The organism is Psychrobacter sp. CX16, from assembly GCF_057396245.1.
The window spans coordinates 100,142-122,132 of sequence record NZ_JBXYJF010000004.1 but is presented as its reverse complement, the minus strand read 5'-3'; the positions used below and the strand labels follow the sequence as shown (position 1 = coordinate 122,132).

The 21,991-nt window shown below is 43.9% G+C and carries 16 protein-coding genes; 9 read left to right on the top strand and 7 right to left on the bottom strand.

All coding sequences use genetic code 11. The features are described from left to right. Positions 1 to 9 precede the first annotated feature (9 nt). The 4 genes from AC2SLM_RS02710 to AC2SLM_RS02695 all read right to left on the bottom strand — a co-directional run bounded on the left by AC2SLM_RS02710 (position 10) and on the right by AC2SLM_RS02695 (position 7,370). The gene (locus AC2SLM_RS02710) at positions 10 to 864 is read right to left on the bottom strand and encodes an MBL fold metallo-hydrolase (protein ID WP_486551829.1); all 855 of its coding nucleotides are present in this window, start codon (positions 862 to 864) and stop codon (positions 10 to 12) included. Positions 865 to 1,489: 625 nt separating this feature from the next. After that, a complete protein-coding gene (locus AC2SLM_RS02705; RefSeq protein WP_486551827.1) occupies positions 1,490 to 2,182 on the bottom strand; it encodes an aldehyde dehydrogenase family protein in 693 nt (230 codons plus the stop codon). A gap of 108 nt (positions 2,183 to 2,290) precedes the next feature. After that, positions 2,291 to 5,515 (bottom strand): bifunctional proline dehydrogenase/L-glutamate gamma-semialdehyde dehydrogenase PutA, encoded by a 3,225-nt coding sequence (putA, locus tag AC2SLM_RS02700; protein WP_486551825.1) that lies wholly within the window; start codon positions 5,513 to 5,515, stop codon positions 2,291 to 2,293. A gap of 559 nt (positions 5,516 to 6,074) precedes the next feature. Further along, entirely contained in the window at positions 6,075 to 7,370 is a 1,296-nt protein-coding gene (locus AC2SLM_RS02695) for an NCS2 family permease (protein WP_486551823.1), read from the bottom strand. A gap of 465 nt (positions 7,371 to 7,835) precedes the next feature. Between AC2SLM_RS02695 and tolQ the strand changes: the two genes are divergently transcribed. The 5 genes from tolQ to AC2SLM_RS02670 all read left to right on the top strand — a co-directional run bounded on the left by tolQ (position 7,836) and on the right by AC2SLM_RS02670 (position 11,744). Next, a complete protein-coding gene (gene tolQ / locus AC2SLM_RS02690; RefSeq protein WP_486551822.1) occupies positions 7,836 to 8,573 on the top strand; it encodes a protein TolQ in 738 nt (245 codons plus the stop codon). A gap of 13 nt (positions 8,574 to 8,586) precedes the next feature. Continuing rightward, positions 8,587 to 9,039 carry a protein TolR gene (tolR, locus tag AC2SLM_RS02685; RefSeq protein ID WP_486540310.1) on the top strand — a complete coding sequence of 151 codons (453 nt, stop codon included), beginning with the start codon at positions 8,587 to 8,589 and terminating at the stop codon, positions 9,037 to 9,039. Positions 9,040 to 9,177: 138 nt separating this feature from the next. Beyond that, positions 9,178 to 10,092: a cell envelope integrity TolA family protein gene (locus AC2SLM_RS02680; protein WP_486551820.1), complete on the top strand. Its 915-nt coding sequence runs from the start codon at positions 9,178 to 9,180 to the stop codon at positions 10,090 to 10,092. 84 nt (positions 10,093 to 10,176) lie between these two features. Further along, on the top strand, positions 10,177 to 11,490 hold the full coding sequence (locus tag AC2SLM_RS02675) for a hypothetical protein (RefSeq protein ID WP_486551819.1): 1,314 nt from the start codon (positions 10,177 to 10,179) through the stop codon (positions 11,488 to 11,490). A gap of 110 nt (positions 11,491 to 11,600) precedes the next feature. Then, a complete protein-coding gene (locus AC2SLM_RS02670) occupies positions 11,601 to 11,744 on the top strand; it encodes a hypothetical protein (protein ID WP_486540318.1) in 144 nt (47 codons plus the stop codon). Between the two features lie 23 nt (positions 11,745 to 11,767). On the opposite strand, the gene AC2SLM_RS02665 is transcribed toward AC2SLM_RS02670, so the two are convergent. The 3 genes from AC2SLM_RS02665 to AC2SLM_RS02655 form a co-directional block, all read right to left on the bottom strand. Next, entirely contained in the window at positions 11,768 to 12,397 is a 630-nt protein-coding gene (locus AC2SLM_RS02665; protein ID WP_486551817.1) for a flavodoxin family protein, read from the bottom strand. Between the two features lie 268 nt (positions 12,398 to 12,665). After that, positions 12,666 to 13,688: a purine nucleoside phosphorylase YfiH/LACC1 family protein gene (locus tag AC2SLM_RS02660; RefSeq protein WP_486551816.1), complete on the bottom strand. Its 1,023-nt coding sequence runs from the start codon at positions 13,686 to 13,688 to the stop codon at positions 12,666 to 12,668. Continuing rightward, positions 13,678 to 14,769: an RluA family pseudouridine synthase gene (locus AC2SLM_RS02655; RefSeq protein ID WP_486551877.1), complete on the bottom strand. Its 1,092-nt coding sequence runs from the start codon at positions 14,767 to 14,769 to the stop codon at positions 13,678 to 13,680. The genes AC2SLM_RS02660 and AC2SLM_RS02655 overlap by 11 nt, the downstream gene beginning before the upstream one ends. Before the next feature lie 569 nt (positions 14,770 to 15,338). On the opposite strand from AC2SLM_RS02655, the gene AC2SLM_RS02650 reads away from it, so the two are divergent. From AC2SLM_RS02650 to AC2SLM_RS02635, 4 genes are all read left to right on the top strand, one after another. After that, entirely contained in the window at positions 15,339 to 16,628 is a 1,290-nt protein-coding gene (locus tag AC2SLM_RS02650; RefSeq protein WP_486551814.1) for an outer membrane protein assembly factor BamD, read from the top strand. A gap of 226 nt (positions 16,629 to 16,854) precedes the next feature. Then, positions 16,855 to 19,104 (top strand): DNA primase, encoded by a 2,250-nt coding sequence (gene dnaG / locus AC2SLM_RS02645; RefSeq protein WP_486551812.1) that lies wholly within the window; start codon positions 16,855 to 16,857, stop codon positions 19,102 to 19,104. Positions 19,105 to 19,447: 343 nt separating this feature from the next. Then, complete coding sequence (gene rpoD / locus AC2SLM_RS02640; RefSeq protein WP_486551811.1) at positions 19,448 to 21,316, top strand: RNA polymerase sigma factor RpoD; 1,869 nt, start codon at positions 19,448 to 19,450, stop codon at positions 21,314 to 21,316. A gap of 215 nt (positions 21,317 to 21,531) precedes the next feature. Then, positions 21,532 to 21,873, top strand: coding sequence for a YbeD family protein (locus AC2SLM_RS02635; protein WP_486540328.1), 342 nt, complete (start codon positions 21,532 to 21,534; stop codon positions 21,871 to 21,873). The last annotated feature ends 118 nt before the right edge of the window (positions 21,874 to 21,991 follow it).

The following is a 21,991-nucleotide window of genomic DNA, read 5'->3' as shown; positions in this document are numbered from 1 at the left end:
AAGTACTTATTACCCCTGTCGCTTTGATTTAAAAGCCAAACGCAGCGCTCTGTGTTTGGCTTTTTTATGCGTATCATTATTCTGAGGCGCACTACTCTGACGTTTACCGTCCTTTTTAAACCACCAGAACAATTTATGCTCTATCGTACTTTTGATGGTTAATGGCGTGCGGGGCGATTTTTCAATCAGCATATCAAATACTTCAGGGTCGACATACATTGCCCCACCATGCGCCATCATTACTTGTTTTGGCTCGAGCTGTTTTATTTTATTTAGCGACTGTCGATACGTCTCTGGCAAATATATCGGCACAGGTGAGACAAATTTATGACGCAGTTTAATTATTAAATCTGCAGTGTAAACTTGCTCAGTATCAGGATGGTATAAAGATAAATCCCGATCGGTATGCCCAGGCGTCTCCAATACTTGCCAATCCTCAAACAAAGGCACTGTATCGCCCTCACCGACGGTAATATCAGGGTCTAGATGCGCAGGATACCAGAGATTTTTGGCGGGTTTGCCGAGCCTATTGGCCACATAATAAGCCAATGAGATGTAAATAGTATGCATCATTCGTCCGCCGATATGGGCATACCACTGCGTGCTTTTGGCAGCGGACACAATCTGACAGCCTGTCGCTTGTTTAAAGAAGGTCGCACCGCCGGCGTGATCGGCATGCATATGAGTCACAATCACTATCTTTAAGTCTGTAATTGGGCGACATAATGTGTGTTTAATATAATCTAAAACCAGTTCCACATCAGGTCGACAGCAGCCATCAAGCAATAATAGTTTGTCCTCATATACAGCTAGATAGATAGTCTGGATATGACCTTCAAGCTGGACGATTTCTTTTAAGCTCATTGAACATCCTTATTAATACTTAACAGTCCATTTTATATACAATTTCTCGCTTTATATTAGCACACTGTTCATTAGCACAGTCTATTACTCTGACCGCATTGGTTATACTAAAACAGTCTTTAATAGGCACAGTAGTGCATTTATTCAGGCAGAACCAGATAGCAATCAAACAGTTAGACTAGGGTCTGTTGAACATTCAAATATTAGAACTGCTGATAGCTAAAATTGTTCCAAACTAGGTGTAAACCGACGATAATGTCTAGACCTTAGCTAGGTTTATAACAACGTTTGGGGCATTTTTAGCAACAGCCCTCTCTCGAGCACAGCTCTCGCCTTGCGAACGGGCAAAGCAGTGCTTTGCTTAATCCTTTCTCAGGGGCAGGGCTGTTTTTTGTCAATATATTGCGAAATTTTTTAACTTAGAATGACTAAGCGTCAAAAATTTCCCTGCATATTGCCTAAAAAACAGCCTCCGCCAGTTCCACATTTGAATGTTCAACAGACCCTAATAGATATTTGTTTATAACAGCTAGTCCATTCGCCTTATCACAAAAGAAAGCCCCCAAATTTGAGGGCTTTCTTTTGTATAGAGATAGGAATTAATTATCGAACGATCAATATTAACCTAACCCATACCCAGTTCAATCAAGCTAGCGTTACCACCAATGGCCGTGGTATTCACTGTCTTCACACGCTCTGTGGTAAAACGCTCAACATACTCAGGTTCAAACATCTCTTGGCAGCCCTGCATGTCAGTCACTGCAACAAGTTGCGTTAAGATACCGTCTGTTTCGGCTAAGTCTTGGCCAATAGCGCGTGCTTCAGCGACTGTGCCGACCACGCCAACCACTGCCAGACCATTGATATGAAGCAAGGTGGTTAATTGTGAGTCATTAGCAATACTCATCACACCAGGATAGATACCAGCGTTTTGCAATGCGGCAATGGCTTGCTCGCACAATGCTTGTTGACTTGGATAACGTAAAATCACTTCATTACCCGCCAGCAAAGCGGCAACAAGTTGACCAAGTACTGGAATAGGGTCCGATTGCTCAGTACCAACAATCATTACTTTACCGCGAGGGGCTAAATACAAATCGTTTGACTCACCTGTGGCACCGGTCAGATGAATCACTTCATCTAAGCGTTCTGCTTGGGCAGTCAAGTGTTGAAACAAACGATTGGCTTTGTCACTGTGACTGGTCAATTGTGCTAAATCAGCACTGGCTTTCTCTAAATAGGCAGCACGATTAATCGCACCCATTAGGGCCCATGCTTCACTCTGCTTGGCCTGATTCTTTTTATATATATCACTCATGAGCTGTCCTTAATCTTAATATTGGTTTGATGTTGATCGAGTTGCCCGCACCCTATAATAGGTTAATAAACTTGGGCAACTTGACTCATAGTCATGACAATAAGGGGCTTACACAGCTTGCCACTGTGTTAATCGTGCCACGTAATGAGGACCACCCGCTTTTGGACCGGTGCCTGACAGTCCACTACCGCCGAATGGCTGTTCATCAACCACAGCACCAATCTGGTTACGGTTAATATAGGTATTACCCACTTTAGCACGGCGCTCGATATGATCAGCGATGTGCTCAATACGGCTATGAATACCTAATGTTAGACCATAGCCGGTGGCATTAATCTCATCAATTAAGTCATCAAGCTTGCCGGCTTTATAGCGCAAGATATGTAAGATAGGACCGAAGTGCTCACCACCAATTGCGCCGATGCTATCAACTTCAATAGCCGTTGGTAATACAAAGGTGCTGTTGCCTAATTTATCTGCAAATTCAGAACTGATAGGCGTTTGAGCGATCACGCGAGCACGGCTGTCTTGACGCATCGCCTCAATGTGCGCACGTAATCCTTTTTGGGCATCTTTGTCAATAACAGGACCCACATCGGTAGAGACATTCACAGGGCTACCCACAACCAGCTCTGCCATGTTGCCTTTTAAAAGCTCAATCACCGTATCTGCAACGTCTTCTTGTAGACACAATATACGACATGCCGAACAGCGCTGACCTGCTGAACCAAAGGCGGACAATACCGCATCTTTCACCACTTGTTCTGGCAATGCAGTCGAGTCAACAATCATAGCGTTTTGACCGCCCGTTTCTGCGATTAATACCGGCAATTTGCCTGACGTGTTTTGATTGTTGTCTTTGTCAGCATATAGCGCACGGTTAATCAGCTGCGCGGTATGAGTAGAACCGGTAAATACCACACCATCAATTTCATTTGATGAGGTTAATGCGCCGCCCACTTCACCAGCACCCGTCACGAACTGTAGTGCATAATCAGGTACACCAGCTTGGTACATAAGTTGAACCGCAAAATAAGCGATTAAGCTGGTTTGTTCAGCGGGCTTGGCGACAACGGTGTTACCCGCAGCCAATGCACCTGTAATCTGACCGGTGTAAATGGCCAATGGGAAGTTCCAAGGGCTGATACATACAAAGGTACCGCGTGCAGTGCGTTTTTGAGTAACAGTATTGCCATTTAAATCAGTAAAGCTATTGGTTTGGGTGCTAAGACGCTCAGCTTCATCGGCATAGAAACGACAGAAATCAACCGCTTCACGCACCTCATCAATGCTGTCTTGCATCGTTTTACCCGCCTCTTTGTGACACATGGCCACAAGCTGTGCAAAGTGTTCTTCATATAAGCCTGCAATACGGCGCAAAATAGCAGCACGTTCAGCAGCACTGACCGCCTGCCATTGCTGTTGGCCCTCTTTGGCCGCTTTAATCGCAAATTTAGCGATATCAGCATCGGCGTAAACCACTTCACCAGCAGTCACATCATGGTTCCAAGGGGCAATCACTGGCGAGCGTTCTAAATCCTCACCACTAGGCTCACCTTGAGCATTAAGCGTTTGGGTGATTTGCTGACCCTTGATGATTGAGTTGGCCTTCCATATGTTTGGTAAATGCGCATCAATGGCGGCTTTAAAAGGACGCCACTGAGAATCAACAAAGATATTTGGACCAAAACTTGCCTTTCTACCATTGTAGATATCAAGCGGCATTGGAATGCGCTCGTTATGCAAGGTAGCATGGCTGGTTAATGTGTCATATGGGTGTACCGTCAATTCGCTAACTGGGTAAGTTTTATCTAACAGTTGATGCACAAACGAGCTGTTGGCACCGTTTTCAAGTAGACGGCGCACCAAGTATGGTAGCAAGTCTTTATGTGCGCCCACTGGAGCATAGATACGAACAGGAATATTGTACTGCTGTAAAATATGGTCATATAAGGCATCGCCCATACCATGCAGACGCTGGAATTCGAAGTCTCTATGCGGACTCATGGTCATTACAGACGATAATGTATGGGCGTTATGAGTCGCAAACTGTGGCCATAACACACCACGGATTTGCTCGGTTAATAAGAAGCGAGCACAGGCCAGATAGGCAACATCGGTACCCTCTTTACGTGTCCACACAGGATAACCGGTAATGCCTTTTTGCTGCGCCAGTTTGATCTCATAGTCCCAGTACGCGCCTTTTACCAGACGCACAGGAATCCGGTCGCCAACCTCTTTGGCCAAACTTGCCAGCCAAGCCAATACAGCAAGACCACGTTTTGAATAGCCTTGAACCACAAGACCTAGACCATCCCAATCTTGGGTAATGGTGTCTCGGTATAGCGATTCAAATAGCTTTAATGACACCTCTAAACGGTCGGCTTCTTCAGCATCAATGCTGATATCGACGTTTACATCACGTGCCGCTTCAATCAATAAAACACAGCGCTGACGCAATAATCCCAACACTTGATCAATCTGTGTTGCTTCGTAGCGCGGATGCAAAGCAGACAGCTTAATAGATACTGATGGCTTTGGCATACCCTCTTTCACACGAATATGCGCCGCTGATTTAATGGCATGTAGATAATCACTAAAATACTTTTCAGCATCTCTGTGCGTCACTGCCGCTTCACCTAACATATCAAATGAATAGGTATAGCCTTTTTGACGATACGGTTGACTGTTACGGCTCGCCTCTTCGATGGTTTCACCAAGCACAAACTGATGACCCATAATCTTCATCGCGCGTTGCATGGCGCTACGAATGACAGGCTCACCCATTTTTTTGGTCATACGGTCCAAGAAACCGGCTGCGGTAGTTTTTTTATCAATACTGACCACACGTCCAGTCATCATCAAACCCCAGGTCGAGGCATTGACGATAAATCCGTTGTCATCTTTTAAATGCTTTTTCCAGTCCGCCACGCTCATTTTGTCGCGAATCAGCGCGTCTGCCGTGGCATTATCTGGCACACGGATCAAAGCTTCTGCCAAGCTCATCAGCAAGATGCCCTCTTGGGTGTCTAAGCTATATTCTAATAATAGCGAGTCCACCATTTTTACCGCTTTATTATTATTGCGGACATTCTCAACCAAACTTGCGGTTTGCGATGCAATGGCTTCACGCTCATTACTGCCATCTTCCATAGTGGCAGGTTCAGCCAGCGGCAATAACGCGCCTAGCCATTTATCTTCATCAATACTATAAAGGGGAGAAATACGTTTAAATAGCTCGCTCGGAGACTGCTCAATATAAGCAGGGTCTAGGACCTCTTGAGGTGAAAACTGAATAGGATTTTCCGGATAAAACGGATTCGTTAAACTCATATCAACTCCATGGATAAAAAAAAGGATGTGATTACAGCGCACCGGTTCAAGTCAATACAGTGTTGTTTGCATTGCTATTGTCAGCGTCATATAACAGCCTTTAAAGCATCCCTGTTTTCGCTATGTTACTAAGAACACTTTCTTTTAAAATAAAGTAAGAAGGCGATTATTCTCTAGTTATATTAGTCGATAAATATAAGTAACAAGCTGAATGGTAAGCCGTTTAGGTGTCGTTCGACAAAGACTATAAAAAAGCACCACACTGGCCGCTTAAGATGGGCCTGGATTTAATAAAAGTTCGATTGATATAGACATACTATTTAAGACGGTCAAACAGTAGTGAGTACAAGCAATCGTCTTATAGTGTTACCGCCCGTAAAGATAGCGGTCTAAATACATAACGACAAACTCACTAATGCCTTCTTCTTTATAGATTCAGGCTGAAACATTAACAGGAAGTTAACACGTCAGCCTGAAAAGAAAAACCTCTACGGCGTTGCTTGAGGTTATGAGCTTGATAACTAAATGTTATCACAACTATCAAGCTCTAAGCTATAGTTTATAAAAATATGATTTTGGCCAATAATATCGCGGTCAATACCCATACCGCAGGGCTGACTTGGTCAAATTTTCCGGTTAACACTTTCACCACAGTGTAGGTAATAAATCCAAGTGAAATACCATCAGCAATTGAGTAGGTTAATGGGGTTAATAACAGAACCACCGCTACCGGTGCCGCTTCGGTTAAATCCTCCCAGTCGATATCTTTTAGTGTGTATAACATCAAAACAGACACGTAGAAGATAGCCCCTGCGGTGGCATAAGCGGGAATCATGCCCGCCAGCGGTGCAAAGAAGATGCTTAATAAGAATAAAACACCCACAGTTACAGCCATTAGACCGGTACGACCGCCTGCAGCCACACCGGCTGTACTCTCAACAAAGCTAGTAGTCGATGATGTACCCAATAAAGAACCGGCTACCGTTGCAGTAGAGTCTGCCAATAAGGCTTTGTCTAAGTTTGGGATATTGCCTTTGTCATCGACTAAGTTAGCTTTATTAGTTACCCCGATAAGCGTGCCTGAGGTATCAAATAAGTCAACGAATAAAAAAGCAAAAATCACACTAATCATGCCCACATCAAATGCACCGGCGATATCTAATTGCATAAAGGTAGGTGCAATTGCAGGCGGCATAGACATCACGCCATCGAAGGGCACATGACCGGTTAATACAGCAATAAGGGTCACAGCCAAAATACCAATGGTCACTGCACCTGGAATATTACGATAGACCAGGCCAATGATTAAAAAGAAGCCAAGTGCAGCCATTACCGGTGAGAACTGCTGTAAATCACCTAAGCTGACAAACGTCGCTTCATTGCCGACGATAACACCTGAGCTCTTTAATGCAATAAAGGCCAAAAACGCACCAATACCGGCAACAATACCTTGCTTTAAGCTATTTGGAATAGCATTAATTACCCATTCACGTATTTTAAATAAGCTTAATAAAACAAAGATACAGCCTGATAAAAACACAGCACCAAGCGCGGTCTGCCATGTGTAACCCATGCCCAATACCACACCATAGGTGAAGAAGGCGTTCAGACCCATACCAGGTGCCAATGCTACCGGCAGGCGGGCGTAAATACCCATGATAAAACAGCCAATCGCTGCTGCCAAACAGGTGGCCACAAACACGGCGCCCCTATCCATTCCGGCATCGGCTAAAATATTGGGGTTTACAAAGATGATGTATGCCATCGTTAAAAACGTGGTAATACCGGCTAGAACTTCGGTTCTGATGGTGGTGTTTTGACCGTCAATGCCAAAATAGCGCTCAATTGCATTCATAGGTAATCGCCTGAGTATATTTGGGGGATATAAATTCGAGGTTAGGTCTAAATTGTCATCGCCAAATTAAGGGGTGAATTATAAAGGATAGCTCTAAAAACTACCATTGATGATATCAAGGTGAATCGCAAATAGACATCGAGTGGGCATTTTTGAGACGTAAAAACACCAAATGCTACTTTTTTTTGCGGCTCACTCTGATTACAATAGCCTTAATTTATCCTTAACGTCCTAATTTGCCTATCGTATATCATTATTCGTCGCCCTTTATATATCAGAGCGTTTAACATTATGCCCCGACAATGCTAGTCTAGGCTAAAATGCTGATAAACAATTTGACATATAAATTACGCGAATATAATCAGCCATTGTTAACTATTTCAATTATACTTAGCGCCTGCTCTAACACACGCCTTACCCTTTATTTATCGTTTTTTATTACTATTTACAGCGAGTATTTTATTCATGTCAGAGTCTATCAACCTTATTGCCCTCCTTACAGAAGCCAGTTTACTGGTACAGATTGTCATGGGGATATTACTTTTGGCCTCTGTAATCTGCTGGGTATTGATATTCCGTTTAAGTGCCCGAATCGGCACTGCCAAACGTCAAGACGAGCAATTTGAAAGCTGGTTTTGGTCCGGTGAAGATTTGGCTAAGCTGTATCAGGGCATCCAAAATGCGCCTGAAAAGCACGGTCTGGCCAATATCTTTTATGTGGGATTCTCAGAATTTTTGCGCATGAATAAAAAACGCCAACCCAAAGACCAAATCATTGATGGCGTTGAGCGTAAACTGCGTGTAGGACTTGGTCGTCAGCAGCAGCGCCTAGAGTCAGGTCTTGCCCTGCTTGCCAGCATCGGCTCTGTCTCGCCTTATATCGGTCTATTTGGTACGGTTTGGGGTATTATGAATGCCTTTTTGGGTTTATCAATGACAGACCAAGTGAGCTTATCAGCGGTGGCTCCGGGTATTGCAGAGGCTTTGATTGCAACCGCCATGGGCCTATTTTCAGCGATTCCTGCGGTATTGGCTTATAACCATTTCACGGCTAAAGCAGCCAACCTTTATGACAGCCGAGCGCTGTTTTGTGATGAGATGACTGGCATGCTTCAGCGTGAAACTCATGAGACTAACTCGAGTAATCAGGGTACCCGTGACACCACTCATATCACAAGTTCCATTCAATCTCCCCTAGTATAAAAGGAGCGTTATTATGAAGCCAAGCCCCTTTACTAGACGCAAAAAAGAGCTCAACGCCACCATGAATGTGGTGCCCTACATTGACGTGATGCTGGTGCTATTGGTGATATTTATGGTGACAACGCCCATGCTAACCACGGGCGTCAATGTCGATTTACCAAAAGCTGAAACCAAAAATATGGGCACAGGTACGCAAATGCCGGTTATCGTCTCCTTATTAAGCAATGGGGAGATTTATATGAGTTATGAAAATGATATTGATTTACCCGTCAGTGAAGCAGAGCTGATTGATACGCTGATTCGTTTGCAAAGCCAGCCTGACGGCGGTGATTTAAAGGTTATGATTAATGCCGATCAGAACAACCAATACGGCATGATTATGCAGCTGATGGCAAATTTGCAACAAGCAGGCGTTGAAAAGGTGGGTCTGCTCACAGGCAAGCCACTACCTGCTACCCAAAACTAATATTCACTTTAATGCTATGGTTAATGACTGTTGATTGTATTCCAAACCTACCGCTAACAAATGCGATATGGCAATTGCCATGAATGAGTAAATCAACTGGCTTTAACACGATGGCCCTAAATGATTGAGATAATATAAGTGCTAAAACGTGCGCCTTCTGTTTATGTTCCTGTTGAGCCTGAAGATAATGGGGTTGCCCTACCTGCCCTGTTAAGTATTGTTGTGCATGGGGCAATATTGGCATTTATTCTATTCTTTCATCGGGTACCGACTCTAGATACGGTGGATACCATCGAGACCAGTCTTGTCACCCCTGAAGAGCTTGCCGATATTCAATCGAATATTATCGCTAATCGTAGTGCGCTCGCTGCGGAAAATGAGAGGTCAAGTGCATCTATGGAGGACAGCTTTTCGGATGATTATAACGATGCCTCCTCTGTGGCAACACAGTCAGAGAGTCGCTCTACTCGTTTATCCTCACCGCGTGATATTAGCGCGCCTATTAGACGTAGTACGCAGACGCCAGTGTTTGAGCGATCTGATGAGCCGGCTGATGAATTTGATATGCCTGAGAATAATGGCCTTGATGAAGAAGTAATAGAAGAGCGCCGTACCTTTGATGAAGCACAAGCCGCTTATGAGCGTCAGCTAGAAGAAGAGATGCAGCGAGAAATGGATGCCGCAGCCGATAATGCCAAATCTGCCAAGCCTACTAAATCAAGCAAACCTGTAAGCGAAACATTCCCTGCTGCTGGCAAAAATAGTGGCGCTAACGGTGGTACTAGCGGTAAGAGCAAAGGGCAAATTGCTAATGAGCTGCTAAACTATATTAAGCCTAAATGGAATCCCGACAAGAAATTTGTGGGTACCAAGATTACCGCTTATATTACCGTTGATGACAATGGCAATGTGTTGACAGTGACGACCAACGCACAGGATAAAGAGCTGGGTGATTCGCTCATTGCGGCGATTAGACAAGCCAGCCCGTTAACGCCAATTGCTGGATCAGGCTATACCAAATTAGAGCCAGTGTTTGTGGTCAGTAAAAAGTAGTGTTATGCCACATTAAAAACCGCACACCTCTTATAAAGAATCATAATCTAAAAAGACAACTCGTAAATATAATGGACTAATCTTATGACTTTAATATCAAAATGTACTACTCTACCTCGCCTCTTTGCGCTATCGTCAGCCATCATTTTAATGAGTGGTCTTACAGCACCTGTACTAGCGCAAGCCGCTGAAGAAGACGATGTGATTCGCTTTACGGTTGAAAAGCAAGTTGAGGTTGATGAAAGCCAGGTCGCCTTTGTTCCTTTTGCTGGTGACAGAACGCTATCTAACATTGTACTCAATGACTTACGCACAACGTCGCTTAATATCACCACTGAAAACCTCATTGGTCAGCCGCACTCTAGCAGTGAGCTACAAACTACCTTGCCTGATTGGCAACGTGTGGGTATTCCGTATTTGGTCATTGGTAGAACCCAAAGCAGTGCCGGTAACACTATGGTTAACTTCGAAGTGATTGAAGTGGCAACTGGCCGTATCATACGTAAACAGCAGACAGTTATGGCACCCAACTCTCGAGCTGCAGCACACAAGACCGCTGCACGTATTTATGAGTTATTAACCGGAAAACAGGCTGACTTTAATGCCCGTATTGCTTATATTGAAGAAAAAGGCAGCCCAACCAATAAAATCTCATCTTTGGTGATTCGTGATGCCGATGGCGAGAATCCACAATTGATTACCCAGGTAACCAATGCCAGTATTTTTAGCCCAGCGGTTTCTCCAGATGGTCGATATATCGCCTACTCTGTACAGCTAAAAAACAATCACGCTAATCTGTTTAAATACGACTTACAGACCCGACAAATTACCAAGCTCGTGGATTTAAAAGGCGAGAACTTAAGCCCAAGCTTCTCTCCAGATGGCCGTGCTATCTTATTCTCAAGTACTGTTGACGGTGATGCAGATATTTATCGTGTTAGCAGTAACGGTGGACGTGCTGAAAAGATTATTGGCCTACCTTATGACCAAGTACAGCCAAGCTATGCACCAAATGGCAGCTTTGTATTTGTATCAGATCATACCAGTCCACGTCGCCCAAGTATTTATCGCTATACCTTCTCAGGCTCACCGACTCGCCTGTCGCATGGTAGCTATGCGGCCAACCCTAACTATAGCTCAGATGGTACAAAAATCGGTTATCTAAACGGCAGTACTGCTTCTGTGATGAGCACCTCGGGCGCTAACTTATTGAACTTTGGTAATACGGGTCTAGACGAGTCGCCTACCTTCTCTCCAAGCAATCAGCGTGTGGCTTATACGCAGGCTCAAGGCCGAAGCAAAAGTAATCTGGTGATTCGTCCGCTTGATGGTGGCCGTACTATTACCAAATCCATTGATGGTATCGCCCGTTCACCAGTATGGATTCCTAGTCGATAACGCTTATGGTTTGAACAGATCTATTTGGATTATAAAGCCTACTAACAACACCTAAAAAGCCTCAGTCCAAAGACTGAGGCTTATCACTCTGAAGGATACGGACACCCCTCATGCACACTACTTTTAAATCAAAGCATCGACTGCTACACTGGATACTTCTGGCTCAGTTAGTACTGCTAAGCACTGCCTGCCAACATTTACAAATGGCTGAAAACCCAATACCAGTTATGGCAGAATTTCAGTCTAGACCGTAGCAGCCAGTCACCTCTGTAATACTCTATTTATCATCCGTTAATATGCGATTGAAAACGGGTGGCTGTTCTGCCAATATTTGCGCCAGATGCTTACCAAATAGCTTGGCCGTATTAATATCGCCCTCACCCGGTGTCACCTCTGGTGGTCCATCCACCGACTGCGTCATCAAACCAAGGAAGCTGGATAGTCGGTTGATATCCTTCTCTGTATGACCGGTTGGCATCACTGGAAATCCTGCCCAGTTCATGCCGTGCTGCATACTAAAGCCACAAATTTGCTGCAACGCCGCAAGTTTATCACCACTTAGACCACCTGAATTTGCAAAGCCTGCCGCCCATTTACCATGCCACTTACGGTGGAACCAGCGCTTTGAGGTGCTATCCATAAAGGTTTTAAATTCAGCAGTGATACTGCCCATATAGACGGCACTACCAAAGATTAGCATTTGTGCGGCATCTGCAAATTCCCAATCCACATCGTCGGTATCGATACATTTCACCTCAACCGCTGCGCCTTTATATTGACGCACACCCTCTTCTACTGCATGAGCCACTCGGCGAGTATGCCCATAATTGCTATGATAAATAATGGCAATTTTTAGCGTCTCATCAGTGGCGCTAGTGTCTTGAAGGTTTGAGCTGTTTACGGTCATAAGGGAGTAATATCCTAATAATAAAATGGCCATTTAGATCAATTAACTGGCCACAAAACATGTCTTTAATGGGTTAAAGGTTAATAAGTAAGACGATTGATAGCAGGGTATTTTAATAACAGTCTCTAGCTAAAGGCTCAATCAGTTTTGAGGTGCTGCTATTTAACCGAAGATAAAGACCATTTGCAAATATTGCCACCAAATCACAACAACACTGATGATTTAATTTACGTATGGCTCTTTACTACTTTATTTAGCGCAGATTTATTTAACGCAGACGCATAATAAGTAGTGCCATTCTGCCTGTGTTTTTCTCGCCGGCATGAGTCATATGACGGTAAGAATAATAACGAGGATTACTATAGCTGCAAGCATACGCAGAGCTGCTCTGCTCTTCGCTGTTGTCTTGACTACTATCCTGCGGCTTGGTGTTATTAACCTGTATACCAAACATTGCTAACTGCAAAGCGGCAAGTGCCGGTAAATCAAGCCAAGCTTTATCTGGATTATCGTGCTCACCAACTATCTTAGCTCGCACCTCCTCGCTATCCATACCCATTTCACGGCAGCCTGCCAGCAGCTTCTCTACTACATCTGTTGAAACTTCATAGCATGGCTGACTGATACAAGCGCCTATCCAAGCTTGTGGCTTTAGACTTATATTATCTTTATTTGATAACGACCTATCAGAAACTGGATTTAAATTTAACTGTTTACAAGTACTGGCAATCACACCATTGGTAAGCCCTTGCCAGCCTGCATGAATTGCTGCGACTTGTTTTGATTGGTCATGATAAATCACAATAGGTACACAGTCTGCGGTCATGATAGCAAGCGCTGTGTTAGGCTGACTGGCAACCAATGCATCAGCGGAGTTTGGTGTTAATGACAGACCAACATTTAATTCATTATCTTCAACTCGCACTACTTTATTGCTATGAATCTGGTTTAACCAGTGAATACTATCAACTGCGTTATTAGAGACTGTGCCCAGTTCGTCGACAGCGTTAATTTGTGGCTGATTGGCTACCAAATAATGATTCACACTAGCCAATAACTGTGCGCGATTGCTTAAAACACGCTGCGGCTCATCGTTAACATGCAAACCAAGATTAAATTCACCAAAGCTATTGCGTGCTGACTGCTTATTAGCGTCTAGACTACTACTGTTTGATAAATCCATACCAGCATTGGTCTGTATTACCAGTATATCTGGCGTATGCACCAATACCTCATAAGGCTGATTATTGGTCTGCTGTGATAAAGGATTATAAGAGTGGTTAGGCGTCATCACGTAACATCTCACATAACGCAATAATATCCTCTGGCAGCGGTGCGGTTAGCTCCATTGACTCACCACTTTCAGGATGCACAAAGCCTAGCTTGTAAGCATGCAGCGCTTGACGCGGGAACTTCAATATCGCTTCACGTTGCTCAGGCGTTAGGCCAGCACGCAGCTGCTGACGATTACCATACACATCATCACCAATAATAGGATGACCGATATGGCTTAAATGCACACGGATTTGGTGCGTACGGCCAGTCTCAAGCTTCACATCGAGCAGACTATATGAGTCATTAAGCGCAGTGATCTTCATGATGTGAGTCAGCGCATCTTTACCGGTACTGGTAACTGTCATCTTGGTACGCTGAGTACGGTGACGGCCAATTGGCGCATCAATCACACGTTGACGCGTTAGACTCGCGGCATCACCAGCGACCACACATTGATAGTGGCGATAGACGCTTTTATCTTTTAACTGCTCTTGCAAATCCATTTGCGCCGCTTTAGTTTTACCAATGACCAATAAGCCCGAAGTATTTTTGTCAATACGGTGAACCAAGCCAGCTCTCGGCAAATGCGCTTGATTAGGATAATGGTACAACAGACCATTGACCAAGGTACCCGACCAGTTACCAGCACCTGGATGCACCACCATACCCACTGGCTTATTAATCACCACCACGCTATCATCTTCATAGATAATGTCTAGGTCAATTTTTTCGGGCTGATCGCTACCATGCTGCTCAAGTACCGCTTTTAAAACCAGCTTATCGCCTTCTTTAACACGGTGCTTTGATTTAACTACCTCACTATTGACGGTCAGGTTTTCAGACTTTAGCCATTCTTGTAGCTGTCCACGAGAATGCTCTGAGAATACTTCGGCGGCCAATTTATCGACACGCAGACCGGCTTCTTTTTCAGTTACTGTATGCTCAGCATTGACCTCAAGAATATCACCTCGACGTACCTCTGATTTTGCTGCCGACTCTGAACCCTCCTCAAGGTCTTCGATATCGCCATCATCATCGATATCATCGTCGTTGATATCATCTAGATCATTTGTATCGATAACACTTTCTGAATCTATGTCTAGTCTATCTTGAGGGTGGGCTTGAGTAGCAGATGTTTCATCAATAGCTAAGTGCGCTGTGTCTTGATGTTCGGTATTTGAAGACGTCATAGTATGGGTCGTATTTTGCGGTGTAGATGAAGACATAATGATGTGAACCAATGTGAGTGACTTATTTTAGATGTTCGTTTTAAATGCTCGTTTTAAATGCTGGATTTTAAATAAGTGATTTTTAAATAAATGGTGCTGTAACTAACGTAAATAAGCGCCTAAAATAAGCGTTATTTTATGCCTTAAGTGTAGCACGATTTGACCCTGTCTCGCTGATTTGCTGTCACCACTGTCTCTATATTAGTGCAATAGCTTAGCTGAATCATGGCGACATTAAGGTTATTCCGCTGTAAAACCCAATTGATTTACCATCTATCGACCAGTAGCAAACTGTTTTAAGATAAGGTAAGTTAACACAACCAAGCTAATACCTTTTCTCGCTTGACGGTATGACATAATATCTTCTATGCCAAAATTATAGCGGTATGCTACACTAGTGCCATTAATATTGACCATCCTATTCTGCGGAGATTTCCATGCAGCGTGCTTCGAACTCTTTATTTACTGCATTTACCAAACCCAAGTCCGAACAATCGAATAATACTATGAATAAATTAACCATGGCCGTGCTAACCGCTGGCATATTTAGCTTAACAGGCTGTCAGACCATTAAAAATCTAACTGGCGATGGTGAAGACGCTATTATTACCGCAGAAAAAACCGATGCAGAATATTATGCTGACGCGGTTCGCTCAATGGAAAAAGAGCGCTATATCTATGCCTCTGAGCAGTTATCTGAGCTTCGCACTTTCTACCCAACCGGTGAGTATGCAGAACAAGCGTTGCTTGACCTTATGTACACTCAGTTTAAGAGTAAAGAATACGAATTAGCCGCTGCCAGTGCAGAGCAATTTATTAAGCTATATCCGCGTAATATCCAAGTAGATTATGCGTATTATGTGCGCGGCGTTGCCAATATGCAGGCCGGTCACAGTGCTTTGATAAACATTGCCCGTCTTGAGCAGGCTCATCGTGATACCTCTTATTTGCGCCTTGCCTTTAGTAACTTCCAAGAGTTGTTAAGCCGTTATCCTGATAGCCGTTATGCACCAGATGCGGCGCAGCGTATGAACTATATCTATAACCAGTTTGCAGAAAGTGAGCTTGCTGCAGCGCGTTGGTATATCAAGCGTGAAGCCTATGTTGCTTCTGCTAACCGTGCACGATGGGTTTTCCAGTATTATCCACTTAGCCCGCAAATCCCAGAAGCAATTGCCATTCTTGCTTATAGTAATGAGCAGTTGGGCTTAACTGACCTAGCCAAAGAATATAAAACCTTATTGCAAATCAACTACCCAGATTGGTTAAACAATAATGGACAAGTGAAGCTAAACATCAACCGTAAGAGCAGCATCATAAATATGCTGACCTTTGGTAAGCTTGGCCGTTCGAATAAGGATAACCGTAATGAGTCAACTGCCGTTCTGCCTGAGCAATATCAAGGTGAGACCAGACAGCAGGTTATTCAGCAAGCAACACAATTACAGCTACCTAATGATAATACAACGGCCATAACTCAAGATAGCTTACCCGCCCTACCGCAAACGCGTCGCGGCATTAATGTGGGTCTTGGTCTTCCAGATGATCCAGGTGCACAGCCAACAGGCCCTCGCCCTCAGCGCAGAATTACTAGCCCAAGCGAGATGTACCCTGATGATGTTGAGCCACCACGCGCAGAGCCAGAAACGGATCTAAGTAATATTCGTGTGGTTAGACCGACAGCTGAAAATATCAGACGCCCTGTTGAACAAGAGACTGCCGAGTAGCATTCGCAAGCGCTCAAACCGCTTTACTTTTGTGCAGCAGCCCGCATTGATATAGTATCGTTATTGATTGAATCCATCTATTTAGTGACTTTAGATAGAGGGTTTAAATAGCCTCTATATCTATGCATCAACAGGCGACTTGCTTATTATCGTGACAAACCACTTTATACTTATGTAAAGTGGTTTGTCTGTCTTAAGCTTTCTTATTTATTATAATTAGTATCCTATGAGTATTCCCAGCCATATTCTCGATCAACTCAATAGCCAAGCAGACTTGGTGGGAATAATTGGTAAACACACGACTCTAAAAAAGGCGGGACGAGAGTTTAAGGGTAATTGCCCGTTTCATGGCGAAAAGACCCCCTCTTTTTATGTTAATCCGCAAAAGAACGTCTACAACTGCTTTGGTTGTGGCGTGTCTGGTAATGCAATCAGCTTTTTAAAAGATTATGAAAACCAAACCTTTATGGAAGCGGTGAGAGAGCTGTCGCGCCAAACCGGTATCGAGATACCCAAAGAAGACAATCGTAAAGTTCAATATAAGCGCTCTACTCCTGCCTCTAATACAAACTCATCTAACAATAGAAACAGCAATAACAGAAGCAACAACTCCGATAGCCGCCAAAACCCTAATAATCAAAATAGTAGCAATCAAAGCAGTAATCATCAAAATAATGCTCAAAACAGTGCTCAAAACTCTGCGACGACCAATCAGCCTACGCAGACAGCTAATGGCACGGTAACAGATAATAGCAACGTAGGCACATTAACACCGTCTCCATTGGATATGCCTAATGGACCTGTTCTCGATACAGGTTATTACAATGATGCTGATATGGGCAGTTACTACGAGTCAGAGAGCTATTTCGGTAATGATGGTACACCGCCTGTATGGGATGATGGTTTTACTGCCGCAGATGGCGCAGTCCCTTTTGTTTCAGATAACGCATCAAATAACGCTCAAGCACAGTCGCAAGAAGGCAACTTATACGAGCTGCTCATTAGCATCGGCGAATTTTATCAGCGTAACTTGCATAATAATACTCAAGCAATGGCGTATTTTAAAGAGCGCGGATTAACTGACGCCACCATTAATGAGTTTATGCTGGGCTATGCGCCGGCAGGTTGGCAGCATTTGGAGCAAGCCTTTCCGCAAGATATCGAGGGTTTAAGAGCCTTAGGCTTAGTACGTAAATCCGAAAAAGGCCGCGATTATGACTTGCTACGTGATCGGGTTATTTTCCCAATCCGTGACAATCAAGGTCGTATTATCGGCTTTGCAGGACGTGCACTCGATAATGAGGTGAAACCTAAATACATTAACTCAAGCGACTCGCCTGTCTTCCATAAGCAGCACGTACTATATGGCTACTTTGAGTCTCGCCAGCACCGCGCCAACGATTGGGTCGTGGTGGAAGGCTATATGGACGTTATCGCCTTATACCAAGCCGGTATTTATGGGGCAGTCGCGTCCATGGGCACCTCCATTAACGAAACCCAAATTGCACGTCTACTACAAATGAACCCGACTCTCACCTTATGTTTTGATGGTGACAGCGCTGGTCAAAAGGCAGCATGGCGTACCCTAGAAGTTGCGCTACCGGTATTAAGTGATGACAAAGAGCTGCGCTTTTTGACCTTACCAGGTGGTCATGACCCCGATACCTATATTGCGATGCAAGGCGTTGATGCGATGCGTGAGCAAATCAAACGTGCCATGCCATTATCGCAATATATCTTTGCCTATTTAAGTGAGCGTTATGATTTAAGTGTCGCTGAAGGCAAGGCTAAATTGATGTCACAAGTGCGTCAATTGACCAATAACCTGCCCAAAGGGTCAAGCTTTAAGTATCTGTTAAACAACGATATTTATCAGAAGCTTGGCGGGCGTAAAAATCAAAAGAATTCGGCGCATGATGTGCTGTTAGATTTTGATAGCGACATGACCATTGGGCGTCAGCTTGAGCTGTGCCTACTGTTTTCACCAAACTTATTAACAGAAGACCCCGTTGAGCGCTTATGGCAAGTGTCAGGTGTGGCCGATATTCCAATACCGCCAAAGCTGCAGCAAGAAATTAATCAAAAGCGTCTGAATGTACCGACCTTGCCGAGCTGGGATGATTTTAATAGCCCAAGCTTAACGGCTTTGACTCGAACCATTATCAGCTTATCGCCCCATTTGCCAAAAGATACCAATGCGGCAGCGCATTTTATTTTGGCCAATCTGCCGAGACAGCAGCAACAAATACTGGCTCAGCGTTGGCGGCCTTTTTGGTCAAATTTAGATCAGCGCGGTATTATCGATGTCGATGAACTGGTCGATGACTTACTTATACAGCTGATGTTTCAAGCTTTGTCGAAACAAATCGCCGATACCAAAGATTTAAATATGATGACCTATTTGAATAGGCAACGCCAAACCTTGTCTATGTGGCAAAAAAAGCATCAAGCAGAGCAATCGGCAAAAATTGGCTAGTTACCTGACACGCTTTATCGTTATTAAACACTCATTAATCAATTTAAGCTTTAAAAAAACCTGCACGCCCCCATACATTAATTAACGATGGGTAGTTCTTAGTGAGTTATTTAACACACCAATGGGACGAATAACCGAACGGTGTTTGCGGTGCTGTTTTTTATATTATGTTATAATGTCAGCCTACTCCTTTATATATTCAGCCTTGATGAGCGACTTGTGACGTAGCGCGCAATTTAAAAGAGACGTTTAAAATAATAAGACGACTGACTAACAAGATCACAATCAAGGCCACTCCCTCACTCTACCTTTAACCCACATCTTCTATTGCAAGCGAGATATTATGACCGATAAGGCAGCCTCTCAATCTACCTCTCAACTAGCCACACTTATCCAGATGGGTAAAGAGCAAGGCTATTTGACTTATGCTGAGGTGAATGACCAACTTCCCGCCTCTATTACTGAAAGTGACCAAATTGAAGACATCGTACAGATGTTAACCGACGTTGGCATCAAGATCTTCGAGACAGCCCCTGACGCTGATGATATCTTGATGAATGACGAATCCGGCGATGATGAAATGGCGACCGATGAAGCCGCTGCTGTACTTGCTGCAGTGGAAACTGAGCCAGGTCGCACCACTGATCCTGTGCGTATGTATATGCGTGAAATGGGTACCGTTGACCTATTGACCCGTGAAGGCGAGATTGTTATCGCTAAACGTATCGAAGAAGGTATCCGTGACGTACAACATGCGATGGCTTACTGGCCAGGTACGGTTCAGTTTATTCTGGATGAATACGACCTTGTTGAGGCAGGCGAGAAAAAGCTTTCTGATGTAATCACGGGTTTCTTAGACCCAGAAGAGCTTGAGCAGGCAGAGGAGGAAGAAGAGAAAGTTCCAGTTATCACCACTAAGTCGAAAGCCAAAGACATCGACGACGATGATGACGAAGATGAAGACACTGATGACGAAGAAGAAGCAGAAGAGACTGTCGGTCTAGACCCTGAAATCGTTCGCCAACGTGTTGAAGAAATTCGCGAATTATTTGCCACTGCTAAACAAGCACTGGACGAATATGGCCGCGGTAGCCCGCAAGCAGAAGAAGCCTATGCTCAATTGGCTGAACGCTTTATGCTATTAAAGCTAAACAACCGTATGTCAGATAACGTAATGGCGATTATGCATGACGTGTATGACGACGTGCGTAAGCAAGAACGTCAAATCATGCGTTTAGTGATTCGCCGCGGTAAGATGCCTCGTGCTGAGTTCCGTAAGACCTTTCCAAGTAATGAGACCAATGTTGATTGGTTAAGCGATCGTCTTAAAGGTAACCCGAAATTTGCCGACAGTTTAGCCAAAGTCGTTGATGACGTTGTAGTACTACAGCGCCGTATCCGTGACCATGAAGACAAGCTTGGTATGGAAATTACCGAGATGAAAGAAGTGGCGCGCCGTATGGCCATCGGTGAAGCAAAAGCACGCCGTGCGAAGAAAGAAATGGTAGAAGCTAACTTACGTTTGGTTATTTCTATCGCTAAGAAATATACCAACCGTGGTCTACAGTTCCTAGATTTGATTCAAGAAGGTAACATTGGTCTGATGAAAGCGGTCGATAAATTTGAATATCGCCGTGGTTATAAGTTCTCGACCTATGCGACATGGTGGATTCGTCAGGCAATTACCCGCTCTATCGCTGACCAAGCGCGTACCATTCGTATCCCTGTACATATGATTGAAACAATTAACAAAATTAACCGTGTTTCACGTCAATTATTGCAAGAGATGGGCCGCGAGCCTACGCCTGAGGAATTAGGCGAACGTTTAGAGATGGATGAGGTAAAAGTTCGCAAGGTATTAAAAATTGCGAAAGAGCCTATTTCAATGGAAACCCCAATCGGTGATGATGAAGATTCGCACCTAGGTGACTTCATTGAAGACCAAACCATCTCAAGCCCTGTTGAAGATGCAACCTCAGCCGGTCTACAAGAAGCGACTCGTGATGTACTAGGTAACCTTACTGAACGTGAAGCGAAAGTACTGCGTATGCGCTTCGGTATCGATATGCCAACTGATCACACGCTAGAAGAAGTTGGTAAACAGTTTGATGTGACTCGTGAGCGTATTCGTCAGATTGAGGCAAAAGCATTACGTAAGCTGCGCCATCCTTCTCGCTCTGAGCACCTACGTTCGTTCTTAGAAAATGACTAGTTTTTAAGTATCGTACTCACTTTTAAGTAACGTACTAAAAATATAGGTTGAATCAAAAAAGCTGAGATATTCTCAGCTTTTTTGTGTTTGAGGGTTTTGGATTATGTAGAGCAAGGTTAGCTTAGCACCCCACTACTGCCTCTTGAGAAATTCGATAATACCCTCATATAGTACTCATACGAAAGACTATTTAATAAAATATAAATGGAGACATTATGTCTGACAAAAACATTGATTTAAGCCGTGAATTAACCTTACGCACTGACCCATTAGCCAAAAAAACAGATATCCAAAACCCTGATCTTTGGGCATTCCCAATGGATTATCCAATGAGCATTATTGGTCACGAAGGTGAGCACGATACACTATTAAATGAAGTGAAAATGATTTTGGGTACTCAATTCCCAGATTTTGATCATGAAACGATTCAGGTCAAAAAATCAAGCACTGGCCGTTTTAGCTCATTACGCGTAAAACTGTACTTTACCGAAGCTGAGCAAGTAAACAAGCTATATGCAGCACTTGATAAAGCGCCTACCGTGCGTACTGTGGTGTAATCATCCACTTCAAGTCATCCCTCCTAACCCGTGAGTGATGTAAAACATATCTTAGGTTCAATAATTAGAGTCGCTAACGCGGCTCTTTTTTTATGTGCAAAATATCTTAAATCAGAAA